The organism is Streptomyces echinoruber, assembly GCF_014651135.1.
Lineage (GTDB): Bacteria > Actinomycetota > Actinomycetes > Streptomycetales > Streptomycetaceae > Streptomyces > Streptomyces echinoruber.
Genome location: NZ_BMWH01000012.1, coordinates 56,272 through 78,352, shown reverse-complemented (window position 1 = coordinate 78,352; position 22,081 = coordinate 56,272). Strand labels below are relative to the sequence as shown.

Sequence of the window (22,081 nt, the reverse complement as noted above, 5' to 3'; positions counted from 1 at the left end):
GTGTACGGGCGCCGGTCCGTGTACGGGCACCGGCCGGCGCCGTCAGCCTCGCATCCCTGACGGTCCGTCAGATGCCTGGTTCCTGGCAGGTCATCAGTCGCACGGAGCCTGACGATCCGTCAGCAGTCGCATGCGGGCGCGGGCGATCAGCCGCGCAAGGTCGCGCTCCGCGGGGTCCGCGCCGTCCAGGAGCGTCGTCAGCTCCTCGGCCTGGGCGGCGTCCGCGAGGCCGAGGGCGCGGGCCGGGTCGGCCTCCAGGGGGCCGTGTACGTCGACCAGACGGACCACGATGTCGCCGCGCTGGAAGATCGTGCTGCACAGCAGGGGGCTGTCCGGGGTCTCGGTGGCCCGCTCGTCCTGCTGCGCGAGCAGCTCGGCGAGCTTCATCCCGAGGCCGGTCCGGGCCGGGTAGTACAGCGCGTGCCGCTCCCCCTCCGTCTCCCCTTCCGTCTCCCCGCCCCGCTCCGCCGCCACGTGGTGCACGGCCGGGAGCGCGGCGCGGGTGAAGAAGACGCGGGCGGACTCGGGGTCGTCGAGGTCGCGGTGCTGCTCCAGGTGGGGGTTGATGGCCGCCTCCACGGCCCGTACCTCCGGCTGCCGCGCCACGTGCCGCAGCGCCGCCAGCAGGTCGCCGCGCACCTCGATGGCCCGTACGACACGGTTGCCGTGCAGGAAGAGGGAGGTGCGGCACAGCCGTGTGGTGTCGTCGACGCGGGGATCGGGCGAGGCGTATCCGGCGAGGATCCCGGCGACCTCCTCCTCGCTGCCCGGCTTGACGGTGAAGGTGAGCGCGTGCCGGATCACGCCGTCCCCGACGCGGGGCGACTCCTGGAGCCGGCGCTGCGCGGACGCGGCCGGTACGGCGGAGCGGCCGCCGACCTCGCGCACGACGTGGAAGCGCAGCGACCGGGTGTCGCGGACGCAGCCGTGCAGCGGCCGCACCATCCGCACGTGCTCCTCGCTGTTGACCCAGGCGAGGAACGGCGGGGCGCTCTCCCACTCGCTGGTGATGAGCCACTGGGAGGGATTCTCGATCGACTGGCACAGCTGGTCGCTGATGTGCCCGGGCACGGACGCGACCTGCCGGGAGAGCTCCTCGTAGACCTCCAGGAACCGCTGCTGGGCGCCGTCGAGGACGTCCACCAGCAGGATGACCCGGAGCCTGGAGCCGTCGAACACGGACTGGGAGACCCGCTTCGACTCCTGCCGCGCCGGTGGTCGCGCAACACCTTCTGGGGTAGTGGTCATCCTGCGCACGTCTCCTTCGCGGGGGCAGAGGGGCACCGCCGGGCGCACGGGCACGGGCCCGGCACCGGCGTGCCTCGATCGTGTGCCGCCGCGGGGGACGTGCGCGACTTGTGTGCATCACGCGGGTGACCGCCGGCGGCAACCGCCGACTCGCGCCTCCCTTCCCGGCCTTCCCGGGCGCGGGCGGCCGGGAGGAGCCCGCGCCGGTCGAGCGGGCCGACCAGGTGCTCGCGCTGCCCGCGCCCGGGCTGCTGCTGCAGGCGACGCGCGGCGACGGGATCGTCCGGCTGCACCACCACGGCAGCGACCACGTCCGGCCGTACGAGGGCGAGACGGCCGCCGAGGACGACCCGCACTACGGGCGCCAGGCGTACTCGACGCGCACCGGTCCGACGGCGCCCGGGAACGTCGCGGACAACCACCTGTCGGTGGAGGTGGGCGGGCGGCGCAGCGTACGGCGCCGGATCCGTCCGCTCGGCGCCGGTGACGGCGACGGCTGGGGCTGGGCGGCGTCCTGGCACCGGCCGGTGTTCGCGGGCGGGCCGCCGATGGTGCCGGGCCTGAGGGTGGAGAGCGTGACCGTGGCGCGGGGGGTGTACGAGCTGCGGGTGCACCGGGTGACCGGGGCGCCGGCCGGGGCCCGGGTCACGCACACCGGGTGGGCGACCGGGCCGGAGGAGGAGCTGGTCTCGGCGCTGCACGGCCTGTACGGCTGGGACCCGGCCGTCGAGACGGTCCGCGCCCCGCAGGGCACCGCCCGCACCCGCTGGGCGCACCTGCCGCGGCTGACCGGCCGGGCCGGCGGCACCACCGTGCACGTGTGCCTGGCGGTCCTCACCACCGCCCCGGGGCCCGGCCCGTCGGCGCGGGCCGTCACCGGCGTCGAGGCGGACGGCTCCGGCGTGGCGGCGGTGTGGGCCGACGGCCCGCGCACGCGCGTCATGTTCGACCCGGTCCGGGTGACGCTCGCCGGCCACCGGGGATGACGCCCCGGCCGGCCGCGGGCGCACCCGGTTGCCGGAAGCCCGGCGGACGGGGTACCAGAAGGGGCGGCCCGGCAACGACGTGACGCAAGACCGCGGAACGCGGTACGGAAGGTGACGCCCATGCAGTTCGACGACGACGCCGATCTGGACACCTCCGAGGTGCAGGACGTGCGGGGCGGCGGGATCCCCGGCGGCGCGGTGACGGTCGGCGGCGGGGTCGTCGGCCTGATCGCCCTGGTGGTGGGGCTCCTGCTCGGGATCGGCCCCGATCAACTGGGGCTGTCCTCCGGCGGCGGTGAGCCCGCGCCGACCGCGTCCTCCCTCTCCGAGGTCCAGCGCTCCTGCCGCACCGGACACGACGCGAACACCCGGGAGGACTGCCGCGTCGTCGCCGTCGTCAACAGCGTCCAGGACTACTGGGCGCAGGAGTTCGCCGACCGCGACGCCCGGTACACCGAGTCGCCGACGGTGTTCTTCACCGGGCGGGTGCCGACGGCGTGCGGCACCGCGACCTCGGCAGTCGGCCCGTTCTACTGCCCCGGCGACCGGAAGGTCTACCTCGACCTGGACTTCTTCGACGAGCTGCGCACCAGGTTCGGCGCCACGGGCGGGCCGTTCGCGCAGGCCTACGTCGTGGCCCACGAGTACGGCCACCACGTGCAGGACCTGACCGGGACGCTGGCCCGGCACCAGGACGGGCGCACCGGCGCCGACAGCGCGTCGGTGCGCACCGAACTCCAGGCCGACTGCTACGCGGGCGTGTGGGCGCACCACGCGACCACCGCCCGCGACGCCGCCACGGGCCGGCCGCTGATCACACGGCTGACGGACGCGGACATCCGCGACGGGCTCAACGCCGCGGCCGCCGTCGGCGACGACCGCATCCAGCAGCGCTTCCAGGGCCGGGTCACCCCCGACACCTGGACGCACGGCTCGGCCGAGCAGCGACAGCAGTGGTTCCGCCAGGGGTACCGCACCGGCGACATGGCGCGGTGCGACACCTTCCGGTGAGGCCGGCGCCCCGCGCGCCCGCGCCGCTCAACGCCCCTCGCTCCCCGCGCACCCTTCGCGCCGCTCAGCGCCCGGCGGGCCGGTGCTGCGCCGGCGGCGGCGTCAGGGCCCAGCGGATGGTCCGGGTGAGCGCCTGCCCGGCCGGCGGCACGGTGAGGTCCTCGACGACCGGGACGCGCGGGAGCCGCAGCAGGGTACGGGCCCACGGCGGCAGCGTGGCCACGGCGGTCGCGGCCAGCACCCCGTACAGCGGCCGCACCGGGAGCGGCAGGGGCGGGCGGAACAGCAGGAAACGGGCGGCGGACCGGGCCTGCGGGGTGGCGCGCAACTCGGGCCGGAAGGCGGCCAGTTGCTCGGCCAGCTCCCGCCGGTCGCGCGGCGGGTCCGGGACGCCCAGGGCGCGGGCGATGCGGGCGGTGTCGGCGACGTAGGCGTCGTAACCGGCGGCGTCCAGCCGGTGGGCGCCGTAGCGTTCGTGGGCGCACAGGAAGCTGTCGGTCTCCGCGGCGTGCACCCAGGCGAGCAGGTGGGGGTCGGCCGCGTGGTAGGGCTCCCCCTCGGCCGTCGTACCGCTGATCCGCTCATGGAGGGCGCGCACGCGGTCGACGGCCCGCTGCGCGTCGTCGGCGGGGCCGTACGTCGTCACGGACAGGAAGGCGCTGGTGCGCTGCAACCGCCCCCACGGATCGCCCCGGTAGCCGGAGTGCGCGGCCACCGCCGCCATGGCCAACGGGTGCAGGGACTGCAGCAGCAGGGCGCGCAGCCCGCCGACGAACATCGAGGCGTCGCCGTGGACGACGCGGATGGGGCGCTCCGGCCCGAACCAGCGGGGTCCCGGCGTGCCGTGGATGCGGGCCCGGGTCGCCGGCCCGTCCGGACCCGCGACCCGGCGGAACAACGCCCCGCCGAGCCGCTCCCGCGCCGCCGACACCACCGCCGTCTCCCAGCCCATGCGGTCCAGTGTCCGCCCTGCCGCGCGAAACGGAGCCGGGCGGGACTTGCCGGGGCCGGGGCCGACGGGACTGGCGGAGCCGGGGCGGCCGGGGTGCGCCGCATCCGGGGGCGTCCCGGCGCCTCCGCCCGCGCCCGGCGCGCCCGGTGTCCGCGCCGGGCGTCGTACAGGACGTTCGCGCCAAGCGTCGTACCGGAGAAGGCGCGTGCGGGACGGACCGGCGGCCGCTCGGGGAACCGGCCGGGGCCCGTCCCGCTGCCCGGGCGGCAAAGGGGCGCCGCCGCCCGGCACAGGCCGCGGTTTCCCGCCTTCGGCGGGGACAGGCTGCTGCGTCCGGGTGATCGCGGTCGCCGGGCGGACGCCGGCCCGCACCGGAGGGCGGGTGAGAGGAGGGCGGGTGAGAGGGCGAGGCGGGAGCGCGGCACCCGGTCCGCCCCGATCTACCCCGGTCCGTCCATGCCGCCCGGGTGTGCGGGCGCGCACTCCGGTTCCCGGACCGCCGGCCCGGGTCCGCGCCGTGGCCCGGGCCGGCGGCTTTCCGCCGGGCAGCTTTCCGCTAGGCGGTGTGCAGCCGCAGCCCGTAGCGGTTGAGGATCTCGTTGACCGGCTGGAACCAGGTCTCCCCGCCACTGGAGCAGTTGCCCCAGCCGCCGGAGGTGACGCCCTGGGCCTGATCGCCGCTGATGAACGAGCCGCCGGAGTCGCCCGGTTCGGCGCACACGTTGGTCTTGGTCAGCTCGTGGACGGCGCCCTGGCTGTAGTTCACGGTCTCGTTCCTGGCCAGGATGGTGCCGCAGTGCCAGTGGGTGGTGGAGCCGGAGCGGCAGACGGAGGCCCCGACCGGCGCCTCGGCGGAGCCGCGGACGAGCTGGTCGGGGACGGTGCCCCAGCCGAGCACCACCGGCACGGTCCACCAGCCGCTGCCGACGCTGACCCAGGCGTAGTCGTTGTCGGGGAACGACGAGCCCTGGAAGGTGCCGACGAACGTGCCGTCCCAGCCGTTCACGGCGGCGCCCGGCTGGGCGCAGTGGCCGGCGGTGACGAAGCCGCCCTGGACGGAGAAGCCTATGGAGCAGCGGACGTTGCCGGTGTAGTACGGGTCCCCGCCGACGGTGCCGGCGGCGAAGGTGCGGGGCGCCGCGTCCACCGGGCGCACCTGCACCGGCCCGGCGTGCCGGGCCGCGGCGACGAAGGCTTTGACATCGTTGTCCGACCGGTGGGAGGCGACCACGTCCACCACGACGCGGTTGACCCTGGGGTCCACGCGCCAGGCGGCGACCCCACGGGGGGCGCGCAGCGCGTCGATGCGCTTCTTGGCGGCGTCGAGCCGGGCGGCGGTGTACCGCACCACGCGCACGTCCGCGCCGGCCGCGCGCAGCGCCTTCGCCCGGGCGGAGTCGGTCGTGGCCACCGTCAGTCTCCCGGCGCGCGCGTCGAACCAGCTTCCCGCGTACGAGCGTCCCGCGATGCCGCGGGCCTCGCGCTCGACGCCGGCGGCGCGGCGCTCCGCCGCGAGCCGGAGCCTGGCCTGACGCTCCGTCAGTCCCAGGTCGCGCTGCATGGCCTGGACGAGGCCCCGGGACATCGTCCGGTCCGCGGCGTCCGGGGCGGGCGCGGCCTGGGCGGTCGGGGTGAGTGCCGCGACGCCGGCGCCGACTGCGGCCAGCAGTGCGGCGAGGCCCCGTAGACGCGTTCGCCTCATGGCTCTTCCTTTCGATGCGTTCGGCAGGCTGGTCGGGCCTGCCCGTGGGGAGAAACGACCGAGGGAGGTGAGAGCGCTCTCAACCATGGGCGAGGGTAGCGGGACAGCGTCAACTGGTCCATACCAAGGGAGAGTTGATCGGGCAGGACGTTGCCGCCCCGCACCGGTGCGGCGGTTCGGTGACCGGATGCGAGAGATGCGGGGGATGCGGGGGTGCGAGAGGCGCGGAGGTGCGAGGGGGTGCGAGGTCAGGCCGCCGCGAGGAACGCGGTGGCGATGGCGGTGTCCACGCGGGCGTGGACGACCAGCCGGGGACCGCCCGGGGCGGCGCCGGCCTCCAGCAGGCGCCGGGCGGGAGCGCTGTGGGTGGCGACGGAGACCAGCAGCCCGAGGTGGCGGCACATCCGGTGGGCCTGCAGCACGGCGCTGACGGCGGCGGCACCGGCGGCCGCCTCGCCGAGGACGATCACGACGGGCGCCGGCCGGTGGGCGTGGACCAGGTCGCTGATCTCCGCGGCGAGCGGGGCGCGTCCGCCGACACCGGGGTCGCACCGGACCGTGATGACGAGGACGCCGTGCTCGAGCGCGTGAGACAGCAGCATGCCCCGGCTCCTTCCCGCGCTTCCCCCGTTCGACTTTCTTCCCCGCTCAATTACCCCGCGCGGTGTCGGTGATGCCGCCGGCCCGGCCCCCGGGAGCGGGCGCCTCGCCGCCGGCGTCCGCAGGGGAGCCCGCGGCGTCCGGCGGGAGGCCGTCGCCGCCCGGCAGGAAGAGCGGTCCGGTGCCGGTCAGTTCCAGGAGCCGCGTCACCGCGGGGCCGGCCGCGCGCACGGTCAGGGTCTTGCCGTCGCGCCGGGCCGCGCACCGCAGGTCGAGCAGGACGTTGAGGGCGGAGCAGTCCCAGAAGGCGATGCGCGCCATGTCGAGGTCGACTCCCGTGCGGGAGCGGCGCAGGGCCTGGCCCACCGCCTCCCGCAGCACCGCCTCCGCGTCCAGGTCGAGCTCGCCGCACAGGGTCACCACCACACGGTCGCCGTCCTGCCGGAGCGTGGCGGACAACGCGTACGGCAGCTCCGCGACCCGGGCCGGCGGCGCCTGCCGCGCGCCCGGCCGCGCGCCCCGTGGAGACCCAGGACCGATCGCTTGCTCCATGTCGCCGTCCCGCCCCTCCTTCGCTGCGACCGTGCCCGCGAAACGTCCACGGAACGTCCACGGAACGTTCCCGGGGTGCCCGAGGGGCCACCCCGGGAAAAACACGTCAAGGAATACACGAAATCTATGTCAGGTGTTCTGTCCCCGCCAACCCCCCTCTTACGATCGAGTCCATGGGTGGAGTGACGGAATCACACAGCGGCTGGACGTTCCTCACCAACCACGCTCGCGTGCTGGCCACCATCGCCGACAACCCGAACGTCCGCGTCCGCGACATCGCCGCACGGTGCAGGCTCACGGAACGGGCCGTCCAGCGCATCATCAACGATCTGGAGCAGGACGGCTACCTCTCGCACACGCGCGAGGGGCGCACGAACACCTACCGCATCGAGCCGGGGAAGGTGCTGCGCCATCCCGCCGAGGCGGGGCTGACCGTGGCCTCCCTGCTGTCGCTGCTGGTCCGGGACGAGGCCCACCGCGAGCCCCGGCCCGGCGCCCACGCCGCCGCGACGAGCGGGTGACGCACGGCCCTGCGGACGGCCCCGGCGGCTGCGCTGCCGTGGCGGACGGGCGGCACGAGCGGTACGGCGGGAAGGGGCCGGGTGGTCGGGATGCGGGGCACGTCCTCCCCTCCCCGGCGGCGACCGGGCCGGGGCGGCACGTCGGCGTGGCCTTCTCCACCGACGGCGAATGGGCCGGCCGGCTGGCCGGCCTCGTCCGGGACGGGCTCGACCGGGGTGAGCACGCGCAGTACCTCGCGGACACCACCGCCCCCGAGCACGTGCTGCGCACCCTCACCGACCGCGGCGTCGACGCCGCCTCCACCGTACGGCGCGGGCAGCTCGTCGTGACGACCGCCGCGCGGGCGGACCCGGCGGGCCCGCGCCTCGCCCCCGACGCGATGATCGGCCGGTGGCACCGGGCCATGGAAGCGGCCCTGGCCCGCGGCCACCGGGGTCTGCGCGCGATCGGCGAGCCGGCCCGGAACGCTCGGGGCGTCGGCGCGGAGCCGCTGCTGGAGTACGAACTGCGCATCCACCACGAGGTGTGCGCACTGCTGCCCCTGACGGCCTGGTGCTTCTACGACCGCCGGCTCGTGCCCCCCCGACGAGCTGCGGACGCTGATGGACGCCCACCCGGTGCGGTGGGGCGCGGCACCGGACCCCGCCGGTCGGCGCGGTCAGCCGGCGCTCGCGCGGACCTGCTCCTCCAGGCGCCGCAGGCCGGCGTCGAGGGCCTCGCGGGCAGCCCGCTCACCGGGGTCGTGGTCCTCGTCGAAGAAGGACAGGTGCACGGTCACCTCGCTGGCACCGCTGCCGATGCCGGAGACCTGCAGCCAGCCGGCGTAGGCACCCTGGTCGCGGGTGCCCCACTCCAGCCGCATCTGGTCCCGCTCGGCGCGCAGCAGCGCGGCGGTGTCGTGGCCGGTGCGGTCCTCGTGGACCGTGACGGCGGGCGGTTCCCCGGTGCGCACGTGCAGTTCGTCCGGCAGCCAGGCCCCCAGCCGGTCCATGTCGGCGGCCTGGTCGAAGACCTGCTCGGGCCGGGCCGGCATCGTGCGGGAGCGTTCGTACTCGGCCATCGCGGACCCTTTCTCGTTCTCGCCTCGGGATCGCTGACGACATGACGCGTGCCCAGCCCGCGGGAACCCGAACCGGTCCGCACCGGACGCGTCCCGGACGCGTCCCGAGCGGGTCCCGGACGCGTCCCGAGCGGGTCCCGGACGCGTCCCGTGCGGGTCCCGGGCGCGTCCCGTGCGGGTCCCGGGCCGTTCGCATCCCGTGCGCATCCCGGACGGGTCCCGGGCCGTTCGGGCGGTCCGCCCGGCGGCGGACCGATTGGCGGCGCGCCGCGGGGCTACTCGGCCCTCATGACGCACAGCAGCCTCCTGCACCACGCCTCGGCGGCGGCCGGCCGGCTCCTGCCCGACCCGGCCGGGCCGGGCCGCATCCTGCGCGCCGTGGACCGGATCGAACGGTTCTCCGCGGCCGACCGGCTCCTGGAGTCCGTACGGCGGGCCGTGCGCGCGGTGCCGCTGGGCCGCGCCCGGGACGGGCTGCACGGGCGGTGGCTGGGCCACCCGGTGCATCCGCTGATGGTGCAGCTGCCCCTCGGCAGCTGGCTGTCGGCGGCCGTCCTGGACGCCGTGCCCGGGCAGCGGCGCGCCGCCCGCACGCTGATCGCCACGGGGCTGCTGGCCGCCGGGCCGGCCGCGGTGGCGGGCTGGGTGGACTGGGCGGAGCTGCACCGGCAGCAGATGCGCGTCGGCGTGGTGCACGCCGCGGCCAACGTCACGGCGGTCGCCCTGTACGCCGGGTCGCTCACCGCGCGCCTGCGCGGCCGGGAGGCGCTCGGCAGGGCGCTGGGCCTGGCCGGGCTGGGCGTGGTCGGCGTCGGCGGCGCGCTGGGCGGTCACCTCGCCTACCGGCAGGCCTCCGGCGCCAACCACGCCGAGCACGTCCCGCACCTGGTCTCCCCCGGCTGGCATCCGGTGGCCGCGCTCGCCGAGCTGCCCGAGGGCCGGCCCGTGCGGCGCGAGATCGACGGCGTGGCGGTCGCGGTGGTCCGCGAGGACGCGTCGACGGTGCACGTGCTGGCCGAGCGGTGCAGCCACCTGGCCGGGCCCCTGTCGGAGGGCACCGTGACCGACGGCTGCCTGCGCTGCCCCTGGCACGGCAGCGTCTTCCGGCTGTCCGACGGCTGGAACGTCGAGGGGCCGGCGACGGCGCCGCAGCCCGCCTTCGACACGCGGGTCGTCGACGGGCGCGTGGAGGCGCGGCTGCGGACGTCCTGAACCGGGCCGGGCGCGGCCGGCCCGGCGTCTCTTCACCGCCGCGCCCGCCGCCGGGCGCGGCGGCGGGTGTCGGCCCGGCGCGCCGACGACGAGGAGCGCGAGGTCGTCGCGGAGGCGTCCCCGCCGGCGGGTGACGGCGTCGGTGAGGAGCATCCCGGCGGTCTCGTCGGCGGGCCGGTCCCCGGCCGGTCCGGGCCAGGAGCCCAGGAGGGCGGCGAGGACCTCGGGCTCCCGGCTCAGGTGGGAGCCCGAGCCCTCGGTGAAGCCGTCGGTGTACAGCACGAGGCTGTCGCCGGGGTGCAGCGGCGTGGTCCGCACCGGGTGGTCGACGCCGTCGAAGACGCCCAGGAAGGGGCCGTGCTCCTCCAGCAGCACCGTTTGCCCGTCGCGGCGCCGCAGCAGCGGGGCGGGGTGGCCGGCGCAGGCCACCCGCAGCCGTACCGGGGCGGCGGCGGGGTCGAGGACGGCGTGGACGAGCGTGCGGTACGGGCTCTTCTCCCGGCGCGGGCCCCGGTGGACCGAGGGCAGGGCGGCAGGACGTGGGCGGGGGTCGGAGTCCTGCTGGGCGGCGGTCCACAGGGTGTGGCGGACCAGGCCGGTGGCGGCCGGCCGCGGCGGGGTCGCCGTCGGCGGGGTCACCGTCCGGCGGCGCTCATCAGCTCGGCGACGCAGGCCATGCACCGCGGGCAGTTGCCGGCGGACTCCGCGGCGCGCGCGTCGGCGGCCTCGACGAGCGGCTGCCCGCACAGGGTGACGCCACCGTCCGGGGCCATCACGTGCCACACCAGCCCGCCCCCGGGGTGTTCCTGGCCCGCGCACATCTCGTACATGATCGGCCTCCCTGATCGGATGCCTCGTCGACTTCCAGGAGACCGCACGGCGGGAGCGAGTACGGCGCCGGACAAGCCCATTGGAGTGATGCACCCGCCTCTGACCTCGGCTTTTCCTCCTCTCCGCGGCAGCCGCCGGCCCGGGACCCAGGTGCGCGCCGGTACGGCCAGGTGCCCGGTGGCAGGATTCGACCGGTCGGGCCCGGGGCACTTCGAGGGGGACACGAGACGGGAGAAGGCCAGGCGGTGATGGTTGCGGAAGCCGAGGAGAACCCGGGGGCGCCCTCCCCCGGGAAGGCGCCGGACGCGCTCGGCGGTGCACCGGCCGGGGAGAGCCCCAAGAGCCCCGCGGCGCGGATCCCGGAGGCGGTGCCGGACGCGCCCGGCGGTGCGCTGGCCGCGTTCGGCACCGCGGCCTACCTCGTGGACGAGCAGGGCCGCATCACCGCCGTCAACGCCCTCGCCGAGCGCCTGCTGGGCCGCCCCGCCCGCGACCTCGTCGGCCGGGACGCGCACGACCTGCTGCACCGCAACCGGCACGGGGAGCCGATCCCGCGGACGCAGTGCGGGATGCGGCAGGCGTTTCTCAACGGCCGGACGGCACAGATCGAGGAGGACTTCTTCGCGCGGGGCGACGGCTCGCTGCTGCGGGTCGGGTGGCTGATCACCCCCTGGCACGCCGGGGGCGACGGCGCCGCGACCCTGGTGCTCGTGCACCGGGCCGGGGACGCCGCGGCGCCCGCCGCGCGCCCGGCCGCCGCGGGCGGCGGGCTGTCGGAGCTGGAGCGGCTGGCGCTGCTCGCCGAGACGACGACGCAACTGACGTCCACCCTGGACACGGACGAGGCGCTGCGCCGGCTGGTGGCGCTGGTCGTGCCGCGGCTGGCGGACTGGGTGGTCGTCGACCTGCTCACCGAGCGGGACGAGGTGCACCGCTCGGCGGTGGTGCACGCGCGGGGCGGCGACCTCGTCCACCGGGAGGACCTGGAGGGGCCGATGCCGCCGGTGCCCGACGACTCGTTCATGCCGCTGGCGCGGGCGCTGCGCGGTGGGGCCGCCACGCTGGTCGGTCCGCAGATGTACCGCACCTGGCCCGCGTCCGGCGCCGCGGAGGAGCAGCGCCGCCTGTTCGAGGAGACCGGCGTGCACTCGGCGGCCATCGTGCCGATCATGGGGCTGCGCGAGGTGCTCGGGGCGCTCACCCTGGGCCGGTCGCAGCGGCCGGAGGCGTTCGCCGTCGCCGACCTGCCGCTGCTGGAGGACATCACCCGGCGCGCCGGCCTGGCCCTGGACAACGCCCGCCTCTACCAGCGGCAGCGCAAGGTCGCCGAGACCATGCAGCGCCATCTGCTGCCCGCGCTGCCGCGGGTGCCGGGCCTGGAGATGACCGCGCGCTACCTGCCCGCGCCGGACGCCTCGCAGGTGGGCGGCGACTGGTACGACGCCTTCCCCCTGCCGGACGGCGCCACCGCCCTGGCCATCGGGGACGTGGTCGGGCACGACCTCGACGCCGCGGCCGGCATGGCGCAGATCCGCAGCATGCTGCGCGCCTACGCCTGGTCGCAGCAGGCGCCGCCCAGCCACATCGTCGGGCAGATCGACCGGGCGGTCCTGCACATCACCGAGGTGCCCATGGTCACCCTGGTCTTCGGACGGATGACCTTGCGCGACGGGCGGTGGGAACTGTCGTGGACCAACGCCGGCCACCCGCCCCCGCTGCTGGTCGCCCGCAACGGGCTGGCCCACTACCTCACCGACGGGCACGGCATCCTCCTCGGCACCGGCGCGGACCGTCCCCGCTCCGACGCGACCACGCGGCTCGATCCCGGGGACACCCTGCTGCTGTACACCGACGGGCTCGTGGAGACTCCGGGCCGCTCCCTCGACGAGGGCCTGGCCCTGCTGCGCCGGCACGCCGCCTCCCTCGCCCACCGCCCGCTGAAGTCCTTCGCCGACCTGCTGCTGGAGCGGACCCGGCCGACGGGCAACGACGACGACGTGGCCCTGCTCGCCCTGCGGGTCCCGGCGGACGGCTGAACCGGCCGCTCATGTGAGAGATGTGGGACACATACGTCCAAACGGGGTATTGCGGACGGTGAGGGCGGGAACCCGAGAGGGGCGGATCGGCCTTCGCGGCGGCCCTGGCGGCCGTACGGCGGCGGCCGTACGGATGACGCGGCAAGGGGAGCGACCGTGACGGTGCGCATCGGGACAGAGGAAGAGTTTCACGTGCTGGACCTGGAGAGCGGCCGTCTCGTGCCCCAGGCCCACGCCGTCCTCGGGCGGCTGCCCAGAACCGGGTTCACCACCGAGCTGCAGCGGTCGGTGGTGGAGCGCAACAGCGGCGTACACGCGACCCTGGACGCGCTGCACGCGGACCTCGCCGGGGCCCGGTGCCGGCTGGACGCGGCGGCCTCCTCGCTGGGCCTCGCGGTGGTGGCGGCCGGCACCGTGCCGCTGGCCCGCCTCACCCCGCGGGACGTCACCGCCGACCCGCGCTACCGGCACATGGCCGAGGAGTACCGCAGGGTCGCCGACGAGCAGCTCATCTGCAGCGCCCAGGTGCACGTCGACGTGCCCGACCGGGACACCGCCGTACGCGCCATGTGCCTGGTGTCGCCGTGGCTGCCGCCGCTGCTGGCGCTGTCGGCCAGCTCGCCGTTCTGGCTCGGCGCGGACACCGGGTACGCCAGCTGGCGCGCCATGGTGTGGCAGCGCTGGCCCACCGCCGGCCCGGCCGGCTGCTACCGCGACGCCGCCGACTACGACGCCGCCGTGCAGGAGCTGATCCGCTCCGGCGTCATCAGCGACGCCGGAATGCTCTACCACGACGTACGGCCCTCGGCGCACCAGAGCACCCTGGAGCTGCGCATCTGCGACGCCTGCCCCCGGGTGGAGACGGTGGTGCTGGTGGCCGGGCTCTTCCGCGCGCTGGTGGTCGACGCGTGCGAGCGGCTGGCCCGGCACGAGGCCCCCGCCTGCGACGGGCGCCACGGCTGGCTGCGGGCCGCGACCTGGCGCGCCGCGCGCTCCGGCCTGGAGGGCCCGCTCGTCGACCCGGAGACCCGCAGCGCGGCACCCGCGCCCGCGGTCCTGCGCGGCATGCTGGCCCGGCTGCGCCCGGCGCTGGAGGCGTCGGGCGACTGGGACACCGTGCACGGGCTGCTGGAGGAGGCCCTCGCCCTGGGCAGCGCCGCGCACCGGCTGCGTCGCGCGGCCCAGACCGAGGACCTGCTCGCCAGCGTCGACCTGATGGTCGCCGAGACCCGCGGCGCGCGGCCGGTGCGGCGCCCCGCCGCGGCGCGGCGGCGGGCCGCGCGGGCGACCGCGGCCGAGCCGCACGCCCCGTACGCGCCCACCACGGCGGCCGGCGGCGCGGGCACCTGAGGTCCCGGCCGCCCCGGTGCCGCACCGCTCCGGGCCGCTCCGCACCGCTCCGGGCCGATCCGGGCCGACCCGGGCCGATCCGGGCCGCCGCGGGCCGCCGGGCCTGCCGGCGCCCGCGCCTTCCGCGGTTTCCCCTCCCCCCTTCTTCGTTTTCCGCTTCCCGTGATCGTCGCGATCGAGGAGATTTCCACCGTCATGCCCAGTTCGACCGACTCCCCCTCCCCCACCCGCCCCTGCGCGCCGCCCGCCGGGCGCGCCGACCGTCCGGACCCCGGGTCCGGCCCGGCTGCGCCACGCGGCACGAGGACGCCGTGGGAAGGGGGTGGCGCCGATGTGCGGACTGAGCGGTGAGATCCGTTTCGACGACGCACGGCCGGACATCGCGGCGGTCGAGCGGATGACCGACCGGCTCGCGCCCCGCGGCCCCGACGGGCGCGGCCTGTGGGCCCAGGGGCGGGTGGCGCTCGGCCACCGCCGGCTGAAGATCATCGACCTGTCGGAGAGCGGCTCCCAGCCGATGGCCGACCCGCGGGCCCGCCTGGTCGGCGTGTTCAACGGCTGCGTCTACAACTACCGTGAGCTGCGCGAGGAGCTGCGCGGCCGCGGCCACCACTTCTTCTCGGACTCCGACACCGAGGTGGTGCTGAAGGCGTACCTGGAGTGGGGCACGGACTGCGTCGACCGCTTCTGCGGCATGTTCGCGTTCGTGATCGTCGAGCAGGACACCGGGCGGGTGGTCCTGGCCCGCGACCGGCTCGGCATCAAGCCGCTGTACCTGACGCAGACCCCGGACCGGCTCCGCTTCGCCTCCTCCCTGCCCGCCCTGCTGGCGGGCGGCGACGTGGACACCTCACTCGACCCCGTCGCCCTGCACCAGTACCTGAGCTGGCACGCCACCGTGGCCGCGCCCCGCACCGTGCTGAACGGCGTGCGCAAACTGCCGCCCGCCACGGTCCGGGTGGTGGAGCCCGACGGCACCCACCGCGAGCACTGCTACTGGCAGCCCTCCTACACCCGCCGGCCCGAGTACGCCGGCCTGGGCGCCGAGGAGTGGACGGACGCGGTGCTCCAGGCGCTGCGCCGGGCCGTACGCCGCCGCATGGTCGCCGACGTGCCGGTGGGTGTGCTGCTGTCGGGCGGCCTGGACTCCAGCCTGATCGTGGCGCTGCTGGCCGACGAGGGGCAGCGCGACCTGGCCACCTTCAGCGTCGGCTTCGAGTCCGAGGGCGACGAGGAGGGCGACGAGTTCCGCTACTCCGACCTGGTGGCACGGCACTTCGGCACCGACCACCATCAGCTCATGGTGCCCTCCGACCGGGTCTCCAAGGCCCTGGAGGGGGCGGTGCGCGCCATGAGCGAGCCGATGATGAGCCATGACGTGGTCGCCTTCCACCTGCTGTCGGAGCAGGTCGCCAAGGAGGTGAAGGTCGTGCAGAGCGGCCAGGGCGCCGACGAGGTGTTCGCCGGCTACCACTGGTACCCGGCCATGGCGGACGTGCCGCGCGAGCGGGCCGCCGACGCCTACCTCGACACCTACTCCGACCGCTCGCACGCCGACCTCGCCCGCATGCTGGAGCCCGGCCTGCTGCCCGACCGCGACACCTCCGGCGAGTTCGTCCGCGCGCACATGGCGGCGCCCGGCGCCGAGACCGCGCTCGACGCGGACCTGCGCCTGGACACGCACGTGATGATGGTCGACGACCCCGTCAAGCGCGTCGACAACATGACCATGGACTGGGGGCTGGAGGCCCGGGTGCCGTTCCTCGACCACGAGCTGGTCGAACTGGCCGCCGCCTGCCCGCCCGAGCTGAAACTCGCCGACGGCGGCAAGGGCGTCCTCAAGGCCGCCGGGCGCCGGGTGCTGCCCCGCGAGGTGGTCGACCGGCCCAAGGGCTACTTCCCGGTCCCGGCGATCAAGCACATGGCCGGTCCGGTGCTCGAACGCGTCCGCGAGGCCCTCACGGCCCCCGAGGCCAGGGCGCGCGGTGTCTTCCGGCGGGAATACGTCGCCGAACTGCTCGCGGCGCCGAACGCGCACCGCACGAGGCGGGGGGCGAACACGCTGTGGCAGGTAGCGTTGCTGGAGATATGGCTGCAGACGCACGGAATCCGGTGACCGGGGCGCGGACCGCGTCCGCCGCAGCCGGGCGCCCGCAGGTGCCGCCGACCCGGCCGGCCGCGCACCCGGCCGCCTCCCCCGACGGACGGCACATCTCCCCCGACGGACGGCACGCCGGCACCGGCTCCCCGGACACCGACCCCACGACCACCGGCACCGAGCCCCTGAACACCGACCCCGCAACCACCGGCACCGAGCCCCTGAACGGTACCCCCGCGCCCCGGCGGCCCGCGGTGGCCGAAGCCACGCCGCTCCGGCCGGGCGAGGCCGTACCCGTGCCCACGCCCGCGCCGCCGCGGCCCGCGCCCGCTCCCGTCCCCCTGCCGGACAGTGCGGCGGCGCAGGACGTGCCGCAGGTGCTGGCGGGCCACGGCTGCTGGTACCCCTCGACCGACCCCGGCGGCCGGAACGTCGCGTTCATCTGCGACCGGGCCGGCGTACCGCACCTGTGGGCCGGCCCGGTGGACGGGGACGGCGTACACCTGCTGGACGCCGACCCGGACCCGGTGATCGAGGTGTCCTGGTCGCCGGACGGCCGCTGGATCGCGTACACCACCGCCCCCGGCGGCGGGGAGCTGACCCGGGTGCTGTGCGTGCGCCCCGACGGCACCGGGCGGCGCCTGCTGGCCGGCGGTGAGCCGGGCAGCTCCGCGCACCTGGGCTGCTGGCAGCACGACGGCTCGATGCTCGCGGTGACCGTCGCCGAGCCCGCCCCCTACGCCGGCGCCGCGGCGCCGGACCTCGCCTTTGAGGCGTCCCGCGCGCCCGGCTGGGCCGCGCGCGACGGCCGCGCCGTCCTGCTGCCGCGGGCGGCCGCCACGGCGCCGGCTCCCCGCGTCGCCCCCGCCGGCGGAGCCGTCGGCGGCCCGCCCGGTGGCGACGAGCCGGCGCCCAGGACCCTGGCGGCGTATCTCGTCGACCCCGAGGGCGCGGTCGCGCCGGTGCTGCTGGCGAGCGAGCGCGGCGCCGCGACCCTGCGGGTGTGCGACCTGAGCCGGGACGGACGGCTGGCGCTGCTGCGCCGGGGTCCGCGGGGCCGCCGCGAGGCCCTCGTCGTGCGCACCCGCGACCTGCGCGCGACGTGCGAGGTGCCGGTCGCCGACGGCGATCCGTGGATCGGCGGTTTCTCCCCCGACGGCCGCACGCTGTGGCTGCGCAGCGACGGCGGCCGGGAGTACGCCGCGCTCACCGCCGTACGGCTGGATCCGCACGGCCGGTGCGCCGGCGTCACGGCCGTGGCCGAGCGCCCGGACAGCGAGCTGGAGCTGCTGGCCCTGAACCACGACGGGCAGGGCGCCGTGCTGGTGTGGAACGTGCGCGGGGTGAGCGAACTGGAGGTCGTCGAGCTGTCCGCCCCGGGAGCGGACACCGCGGAAACGGCCACCCCGGGAGCGGACGCCGCGGGAACGGCCACCCCGGGAACAGGCGCCGCGGGAACGGCCACCCCGGGAACAGGCGCTCCGGGAGCGGACGCCGCGTCCGCGGGCCCGGCCGCGCTCCTCTCCCGCCGTGCCGTGCCGCTGCCGCACGAGGTGGTCACGCGGGCCGTGCCCGCCGCGGCCTCCGGCGGGCCGGTCGTGGCGCTGTCCGGCTCCCGGCGCCGCCCCGGCGTGTGGTGGCTGCCGCAGGGCGCGGCGCTGCGCACCCCCTGGTCCTCCCGCGACGAGGACGCCACCCCCGACGGCCGCCCGCCGGTGCGGCCGGTGCCGATGCGCCCCGTGGCCCGGGACGGGCTGGTGCTCGGCGGCTGGTACTACCGCGCCCCGGGCCGGGTGCCGGGGGAACCGGCGCCGTGCGTGATCCACCTGCACGGCGGCCCGGAGGAGCAGGAGCGCCCGGTGTTCAACCCGCTCTACCACGAGCTGCTCGGCCGGGGACTGGACGTCTTCGCCCCCGACGTGCGCGGCTCCTCCGGCTACGGCCGCTCCTTCGTCGACGCCGACCTGGGCGAGCGGCGGTTCGCCGCCATCGACGACGTGGCCGCCTGCGCGGCGCACGCGGTCCTGGCCGGGCCGGCCGATCCGCGTCGGCTGGCGGTGATGGGCCGCTCCTACGGCGGCTACCTCACCATGGCCTCCCTGGTGTGGCATCCGGACCTCTTCCGCACCGGGGTCGCGGTGTGCGGCATGTCGGACCTGACGACGTTCTTCGCCGGAACGGAGCCGTGGATCGGGCAGTCGGCGGCCCACAAGTACGGGCATCCGGAGCGGGACCGCGAACTGCTGCGCGCGCTGTCGCCGATGAGCCGGATCGACGCGCTGCGGGTGCCGGTGCTGGCCGTGCACGGCGAGCACGACACCAACGTCCCGCCGGGCGAGTCCGAGCAGTTCGTCAGGGCGGCCCGCGAGCGCGGCCTGGAAGCGGAACTCCTCGTCCTGCGCGAGGAGGGCCACGACTTCCGGCGCGCGGACAACCGCCGTCTCTTCCGCCGCGCCGCGGCCGACTGGATCGAGCGGCACCTCGGAGGGTGAGCGCGCCCGGGGACTTGTTATGACGGCCGTCATAGCGCATGCTGCTGCCCGGCCCCGGCCGCGGCGGACCACCCCGGGCCGCCGCGCCGCCGCGGCCTGGGAACGGCGTGGGCAGCGCGGATGTCGTGGACGGGAGGGCCGGTCGTGGGTGATGTCCTGGCACGGGCGATGTGGGAGCGCTACGAACCGGTCCACAGCCTCGTTTACTTCACGCCCGAGGCCCGCCGGGCCGCGGACGAGGCGGGCCTGCGCGGCTTCTGGATGGGCTACTTCGCGATGCGCGCGGCACCGCTCGGCCCGGTGTCCGCGCCCGTCGTCACGAGCTGCTTCTACGTCTTCCACCGCGACCGCGTGGCCCGCGCCCTGCCGGACGCCTGGCGGTACGCCGCTCCCGCGGAGGTCCTGGCGGCGCGGCAGCGGGCGATCGACGCCGCCATGACCCGCCTGTACGGCCGGGACGCGGTGACCGCCTCCGCCATGGCGGAGGCGGCGGACCTGGCGTGGGAGGCGGCCGCGGCCGCCGACACGGCCGGCCGCGTGCTCGGCGCCGCCAACCAGGCCCTCGACCGTCCCGGCGCGCCGCACCTGCGGCTCTGGCAGGCGCTGACCACGCTGCGCGAGCACCGCGGCGACGGCCATGTCGCCGTCCTCGTGGCGCACGGCCTGGGCCCGGTCGCGGCCATGGTGCTCAAGGCCGCCGCCGGCGAGTCGGACCCGGCGCTGCTGCGGGAGGGCCGCAGGTGGGACCCGGCGGACTGGCGGGCCGCCGAGACCGAGCTGCGCGAACGCGGCCGGCTCGACGACGAGGGGCGCCTGACGCCCGCGGGAGCCGCCGTGCACACCGACGTCGAGGCGGGGACGGACGCCGCCGCCGAACAGCCCTGGGCCCGCCTGGGCCGGGACGCCACCGCACGTCTCGCCGGCCTTCTCGAACCGCTCGCCCGGACCGTCCTGAAGGCGGGCCTGATCCCGGCCGGCAACCCGGTGGGCCTCACGGGCACCCTGTGGAACGCCTCCCGGCGGCCCGCCGGGCAGGAGTGAGCGCCTGGGACGCCTCCCGACGGCCCGCCGGGCGGGAGTGAGCGCCTGGGACGTCTCCCGGCGGCCCGCCGGGCGGGGGTGAGCACCGCGCCGACCGGGTGGGTGGACGCCGGCCGCGGGGCATCGGCGCGCCGTTCACGGTGACTCGTCCGGCATGACCGCACAGCACCACCCGCAGCACAAAACCTCTTCGCGGGGCGAGCAGGACAAGCAGGACGAGCAGGTCGTCGAACGGCTCGTACCCGTCTGGCTGGAGGAGACGGAACGCCACGACGCCGAGGCGGCCCGCGCGGCCCGCGCCGGCTGGGAGAAGGGGGAGCTGCCGGCCTCGTCGGCGCAGGATCTTGCCCACTGGGTCACCGCGCGGGTCACGGACACCGGGTTCAACGAGGACGAGGGGCCGGACGTCCGGGGCCCCGCCCGCATCACCCCGGCGGACAAGGAGGCCGTCCACCGCTGGCTCGCGGGGCGGGGTCACCCGGTCTGAGGCCGGTCCGAGGCCGGTCTGTGGGGGTCTGTGGGGGTCTGAGGGGCGGTGCCGCCGCTCAGTCCTTCCGCACCGCCGCGTCCAGCAGCGGGCCGAGTTCCCGGACGACGGTGGTCAGGGCCCGCGGGTCCGCTTCCGCGCGGGCGATGATCAGGGCGCCCTCCAGGGCACTGATCATGAGGGTGGCGAGGGACCCGGCCCGGTCGGCGGGGACCCCCATGCCGGTCAGGGCCTCGGCCACGGGCCGGGCCCAGGTCGCGAACGCCGTGGCGGCCGCCTGTCTGGTGGAGGCGGCCGAGGAGGCGCAGTCGACGGTGGCCGCGGCCACCGGGCAGCCGGAGAGGTGCCCGGCCGTCTCGTACTCCTCGGTCCACTGCCGCACCATCGCGGCGAACAGCCCGCTCGGCGTGGGCTCGGCCATGCCCGCCAGGAAGCGGGCGACGCGCCGGGCGGCGTACCGGCCGGCCCAGGCCACCGCCTCGTTGACGAGCTGCTCCTTGCCGCCCGGGAAGTAGTGCTGGAGCGAGCCGCGCGGCGCCTCGGCGTGGGCGGCGACGTCACGCATGCCCGTCGCGCCGACCCCGTCGCGCCGGATCAACTGGGCCGCGCTGAACACCATCCGCTCCCGCGGCCCCCGCCGGGACCCCGCCATCGCGCACCTCCCCGCACCGTGTTCTCGCCCACCCTAACCACCGCCCCGCCCCATGACGGCTGTCATGACGCCCGCCCCGCCGCTACTATGACCGCCGTCATAACCGGCTGCGGGCTCCGGACGGACGGTGCGCATCGTGTACGGCTTCATCGGTCTCGGCGTCATGGGGCAGCCCATGGCCCTCCGGCTCGCGCGGGCCGGCACCCCGCTGGTGGTCTGGAACCGCACGCCCGGGCGCACCGCCCCGCTCCGCGCGGCCGGTGCCGAGGTCGCGCGGCACCCCGACGAGGTGTTCGCCCGGGCGGAGGCCGTCTTCCTGATGCTCGCGGACGAGCGGGCGGTGGACACGGTCCTCGGCCGCGGCACCCCGGCCTTCGCCGCCCGGGTCGGCGGCCGGATCGTCGTCCACATGGGTACCACCTCCCCCGCCCACTCCCGGGAGCTGGAGGCGGACGTCCGCGCGGCGGGCGGCCGGTACGTCGAGGCACCGGTCTCCGGCTCCCGCGTCCCGGCGGAGAACGGGCGGCTGGTCGCCCTGCTGGCCGGGGAGCCGGCCGCCGTGCAGACCGTACGGCCGCTGCTCGCGCCCCTGTGCCACGAGACGTTCGTGTGCGGTCCCGCGCCGCGGGCGCTGCTGATGAAACTGTCGGTGAACCTCTTCCTGATCACACTGGTGACCGGGCTGACGGAGGCGTTCCACTTCGCCGGCCGGCAGGGCCTGGACCCGCGGCTGTTCCTCGAAGTCCTGGACGCCGGCCCGATGGCCAGCCCGGTCTCCCGCATGAAGGCGCCCAAGCTCCTCGCCGGCGACTTCTCCGTGCAGGCCGCCGCGCTGGACGTGCTGAAGAACAACCGCCTGATCGCCGAGGCCGCCCGCGCCCGCGGCCTCGCCTCCCCCCTCCTCGACGTGTGCCACGCCCTGTTCGAGGAGACAGTGGGCCTGGGCCACGGCGGCGAGGACATGGTCGCCGTCCTGCGCGCCATCGAGGCGCGCACGGAGGGGACGGCGTGACCGGGCGCCCCGGCCGGCCACCGGCCTCCCGGCCGGCCGGCTCGGGACTCGGGGCTCGGAGCGCTTCGGCTCTCCCCCGTTCTCCCCGGTTTCCCTCCTCGCTCCTTCCTCGCCTCCTCCCGCGTGAGCGGGAAGAACGCCGGGGCGGACCTCCGGGACGGGGAACGGCGGCCGCCGGGTGGGGGCGTCCGTCGCGTGCCCGGGCATGTCCGTCCGGGACGTGTCTCTTCGGCCGGC

At 76.6% G+C, this 22,081-nt stretch carries 18 protein-coding genes and 3 pseudogenes; 12 read left to right on the top strand and 9 right to left on the bottom strand.

The features are described from left to right. Positions 1-93 precede the first annotated feature (93 nt). Positions 94-1,248, bottom strand: a complete 1,155-nt coding sequence (locus tag IE225_RS16010; RefSeq protein WP_190058187.1) for a SchA/CurD-like domain-containing protein — start codon at positions 1,246-1,248, stop codon at positions 94-96. Between the two features lie 191 nt (positions 1,249-1,439). Here IE225_RS16010 and IE225_RS16005 point away from each other — a divergent pair. Further along, positions 1,440-2,234, top strand: a pseudogene (locus IE225_RS16005) (DUF2264 domain-containing protein); the annotation flags it as partial. Positions 2,235-2,354: 120 nt separating this feature from the next. Further along, positions 2,355-3,245 carry a KPN_02809 family neutral zinc metallopeptidase gene (gene ypfJ / locus IE225_RS16000; protein ID WP_190058186.1) on the top strand — a complete coding sequence of 297 codons (891 nt, stop codon included), beginning with the start codon at positions 2,355-2,357 and terminating at the stop codon, positions 3,243-3,245. Positions 3,246-3,309: 64 nt separating this feature from the next. Here ypfJ and IE225_RS15995 read toward each other — a convergent pair whose 3' ends face one another. The 4 genes from IE225_RS15995 to IE225_RS15980 all read right to left on the bottom strand — a co-directional run bounded on the left by IE225_RS15995 (position 3,310) and on the right by IE225_RS15980 (position 6,958). Beyond that, complete coding sequence (locus IE225_RS15995) at positions 3,310-4,197, bottom strand: oxygenase MpaB family protein (RefSeq protein WP_190058185.1); 888 nt, start codon at positions 4,195-4,197, stop codon at positions 3,310-3,312. Between the two features lie 556 nt (positions 4,198-4,753). Further along, positions 4,754-5,899, bottom strand: a complete 1,146-nt coding sequence (locus IE225_RS15990; protein WP_190058184.1) for a S1 family peptidase — start codon at positions 5,897-5,899, stop codon at positions 4,754-4,756. 248 nt (positions 5,900-6,147) lie between these two features. Beyond that, on the bottom strand, positions 6,148-6,498 hold the full coding sequence (locus IE225_RS15985) for a hypothetical protein (RefSeq protein WP_190058254.1): 351 nt from the start codon (positions 6,496-6,498) through the stop codon (positions 6,148-6,150). A 49-nt stretch (positions 6,499-6,547) separates the two neighbouring features. After that, positions 6,548-6,958, bottom strand: coding sequence for an STAS domain-containing protein (locus IE225_RS15980; protein WP_190058183.1), 411 nt, complete (start codon positions 6,956-6,958; stop codon positions 6,548-6,550). A gap of 266 nt (positions 6,959-7,224) precedes the next feature. On the opposite strand from IE225_RS15980, the gene IE225_RS15975 reads away from it, so the two are divergent. Then, a complete protein-coding gene (locus IE225_RS15975; RefSeq protein WP_190058182.1) occupies positions 7,225-7,572 on the top strand; it encodes a helix-turn-helix transcriptional regulator in 348 nt (115 codons plus the stop codon). Further along, positions 7,569-8,159: pseudogene (locus IE225_RS15970) on the top strand (MEDS domain-containing protein); the annotation flags it as partial. The gene IE225_RS15975 and the pseudogene IE225_RS15970, both read left to right, overlap by 4 nt. 72 nt (positions 8,160-8,231) lie before the next feature. On the opposite strand, the gene IE225_RS15965 reads toward IE225_RS15970, so the two are convergent. Continuing rightward, the gene (locus tag IE225_RS15965; protein WP_190058253.1) at positions 8,232-8,633 is read right to left on the bottom strand and encodes an SRPBCC family protein; all 402 of its coding nucleotides are present in this window, start codon (positions 8,631-8,633) and stop codon (positions 8,232-8,234) included. 288 nt (positions 8,634-8,921) lie between these two features. Here IE225_RS15965 and IE225_RS15960 point away from each other — a divergent pair, with 288 nt between their 5' ends. Further along, complete coding sequence (locus tag IE225_RS15960; protein WP_190058181.1) at positions 8,922-9,845, top strand: Rieske (2Fe-2S) protein; 924 nt, start codon at positions 8,922-8,924, stop codon at positions 9,843-9,845. 96 nt (positions 9,846-9,941) lie between these two features. Here the strand turns inward: IE225_RS15960 and IE225_RS34025 are convergent. After that, positions 9,942-10,484 (bottom strand): annotated as a pseudogene (locus tag IE225_RS34025) (PP2C family protein-serine/threonine phosphatase); the annotation flags it as partial. Beyond that, positions 10,481-10,675, bottom strand: coding sequence for a hypothetical protein (locus IE225_RS15955; RefSeq protein WP_190058180.1), 195 nt, complete (start codon positions 10,673-10,675; stop codon positions 10,481-10,483). The gene IE225_RS15955 and the pseudogene IE225_RS34025, both read right to left, overlap by 4 nt. A gap of 249 nt (positions 10,676-10,924) precedes the next feature. On the opposite strand from IE225_RS15955, the gene IE225_RS15950 reads away from it, so the two are divergent. From IE225_RS15950 to IE225_RS15925, 6 genes are all read left to right on the top strand, one after another. Continuing rightward, positions 10,925-12,712, top strand: coding sequence for a SpoIIE family protein phosphatase (locus IE225_RS15950; RefSeq protein ID WP_190058179.1), 1,788 nt, complete (start codon positions 10,925-10,927; stop codon positions 12,710-12,712). Between the two features lie 156 nt (positions 12,713-12,868). Next, complete coding sequence (locus IE225_RS15945; RefSeq protein ID WP_190058178.1) at positions 12,869-14,062, top strand: carboxylate-amine ligase; 1,194 nt, start codon at positions 12,869-12,871, stop codon at positions 14,060-14,062. Positions 14,063-14,393: 331 nt separating this feature from the next. Then, positions 14,394-16,178 carry an N-acetylglutaminylglutamine amidotransferase gene (locus tag IE225_RS15940; protein WP_190058177.1) on the top strand — a complete coding sequence of 595 codons (1,785 nt, stop codon included), beginning with the start codon at positions 14,394-14,396 and terminating at the stop codon, positions 16,176-16,178. After that, complete coding sequence (locus IE225_RS15935) at positions 16,151-18,652, top strand: S9 family peptidase (RefSeq protein WP_190058176.1); 2,502 nt, start codon at positions 16,151-16,153, stop codon at positions 18,650-18,652. The genes IE225_RS15940 and IE225_RS15935 overlap by 28 nt, the downstream gene beginning before the upstream one ends. A 144-nt stretch (positions 18,653-18,796) precedes the next feature. Beyond that, complete coding sequence (locus IE225_RS15930; protein ID WP_190058175.1) at positions 18,797-19,693, top strand: SCO6745 family protein; 897 nt, start codon at positions 18,797-18,799, stop codon at positions 19,691-19,693. A 154-nt stretch (positions 19,694-19,847) separates the two neighbouring features. Next, positions 19,848-20,180 carry a hypothetical protein gene (locus IE225_RS15925; RefSeq protein ID WP_190058174.1) on the top strand — a complete coding sequence of 111 codons (333 nt, stop codon included), beginning with the start codon at positions 19,848-19,850 and terminating at the stop codon, positions 20,178-20,180. Positions 20,181-20,238: 58 nt separating this feature from the next. On the opposite strand, the gene IE225_RS15920 is transcribed toward IE225_RS15925, so the two are convergent. Further along, positions 20,239-20,832, bottom strand: coding sequence for a TetR/AcrR family transcriptional regulator (locus IE225_RS15920; protein WP_190058173.1), 594 nt, complete (start codon positions 20,830-20,832; stop codon positions 20,239-20,241). Positions 20,833-20,965: 133 nt separating this feature from the next. On the opposite strand from IE225_RS15920, the gene IE225_RS15915 reads away from it, so the two are divergent. Continuing rightward, on the top strand, positions 20,966-21,844 hold the full coding sequence (locus tag IE225_RS15915; RefSeq protein ID WP_190058252.1) for an NAD(P)-dependent oxidoreductase: 879 nt from the start codon (positions 20,966-20,968) through the stop codon (positions 21,842-21,844). Positions 21,845-22,081 lie beyond the last annotated feature (237 nt).

Bases quoted from the DNA above. Each gene is read 5' to 3' on its own strand.
- IE225_RS16010 (WP_190058187.1), bottom strand. From the start codon at position 1,248: ATGACCACTACCCCAGAAGGTGTTGCGCGACCACCGGCGCGGCAGGAG.
- ypfJ (WP_190058186.1), top strand. From the start codon at position 2,355: ATGCAGTTCGACGACGACGCCGATCTGGACACCTCCGAGGTGCAGGAC.
- IE225_RS15995 (WP_190058185.1), bottom strand. From the start codon at position 4,197: ATGGGCTGGGAGACGGCGGTGGTGTCGGCGGCGCGGGAGCGGCTCGGC.
- IE225_RS15990 (WP_190058184.1), bottom strand. From the start codon at position 5,899: ATGAGGCGAACGCGTCTACGGGGCCTCGCCGCACTGCTGGCCGCAGTC.
- IE225_RS15975 (WP_190058182.1), top strand. From the start codon at position 7,225: ATGGGTGGAGTGACGGAATCACACAGCGGCTGGACGTTCCTCACCAAC.
- IE225_RS15965 (WP_190058253.1), bottom strand. From the start codon at position 8,633: ATGGCCGAGTACGAACGCTCCCGCACGATGCCGGCCCGGCCCGAGCAG.
- IE225_RS15960 (WP_190058181.1), top strand. From the start codon at position 8,922: ATGACGCACAGCAGCCTCCTGCACCACGCCTCGGCGGCGGCCGGCCGG.
- IE225_RS15955 (WP_190058180.1), bottom strand. From the start codon at position 10,675: ATGTACGAGATGTGCGCGGGCCAGGAACACCCCGGGGGCGGGCTGGTG.
- IE225_RS15950 (WP_190058179.1), top strand. From the start codon at position 10,925: ATGGTTGCGGAAGCCGAGGAGAACCCGGGGGCGCCCTCCCCCGGGAAG.
- IE225_RS15940 (WP_190058177.1), top strand. From the start codon at position 14,394: ATGTGCGGACTGAGCGGTGAGATCCGTTTCGACGACGCACGGCCGGAC.
- IE225_RS15935 (WP_190058176.1), top strand. From the start codon at position 16,151: ATGGCTGCAGACGCACGGAATCCGGTGACCGGGGCGCGGACCGCGTCC.
- IE225_RS15925 (WP_190058174.1), top strand. From the start codon at position 19,848: ATGACCGCACAGCACCACCCGCAGCACAAAACCTCTTCGCGGGGCGAG.
- IE225_RS15920 (WP_190058173.1), bottom strand. From the start codon at position 20,832: ATGGCGGGGTCCCGGCGGGGGCCGCGGGAGCGGATGGTGTTCAGCGCG.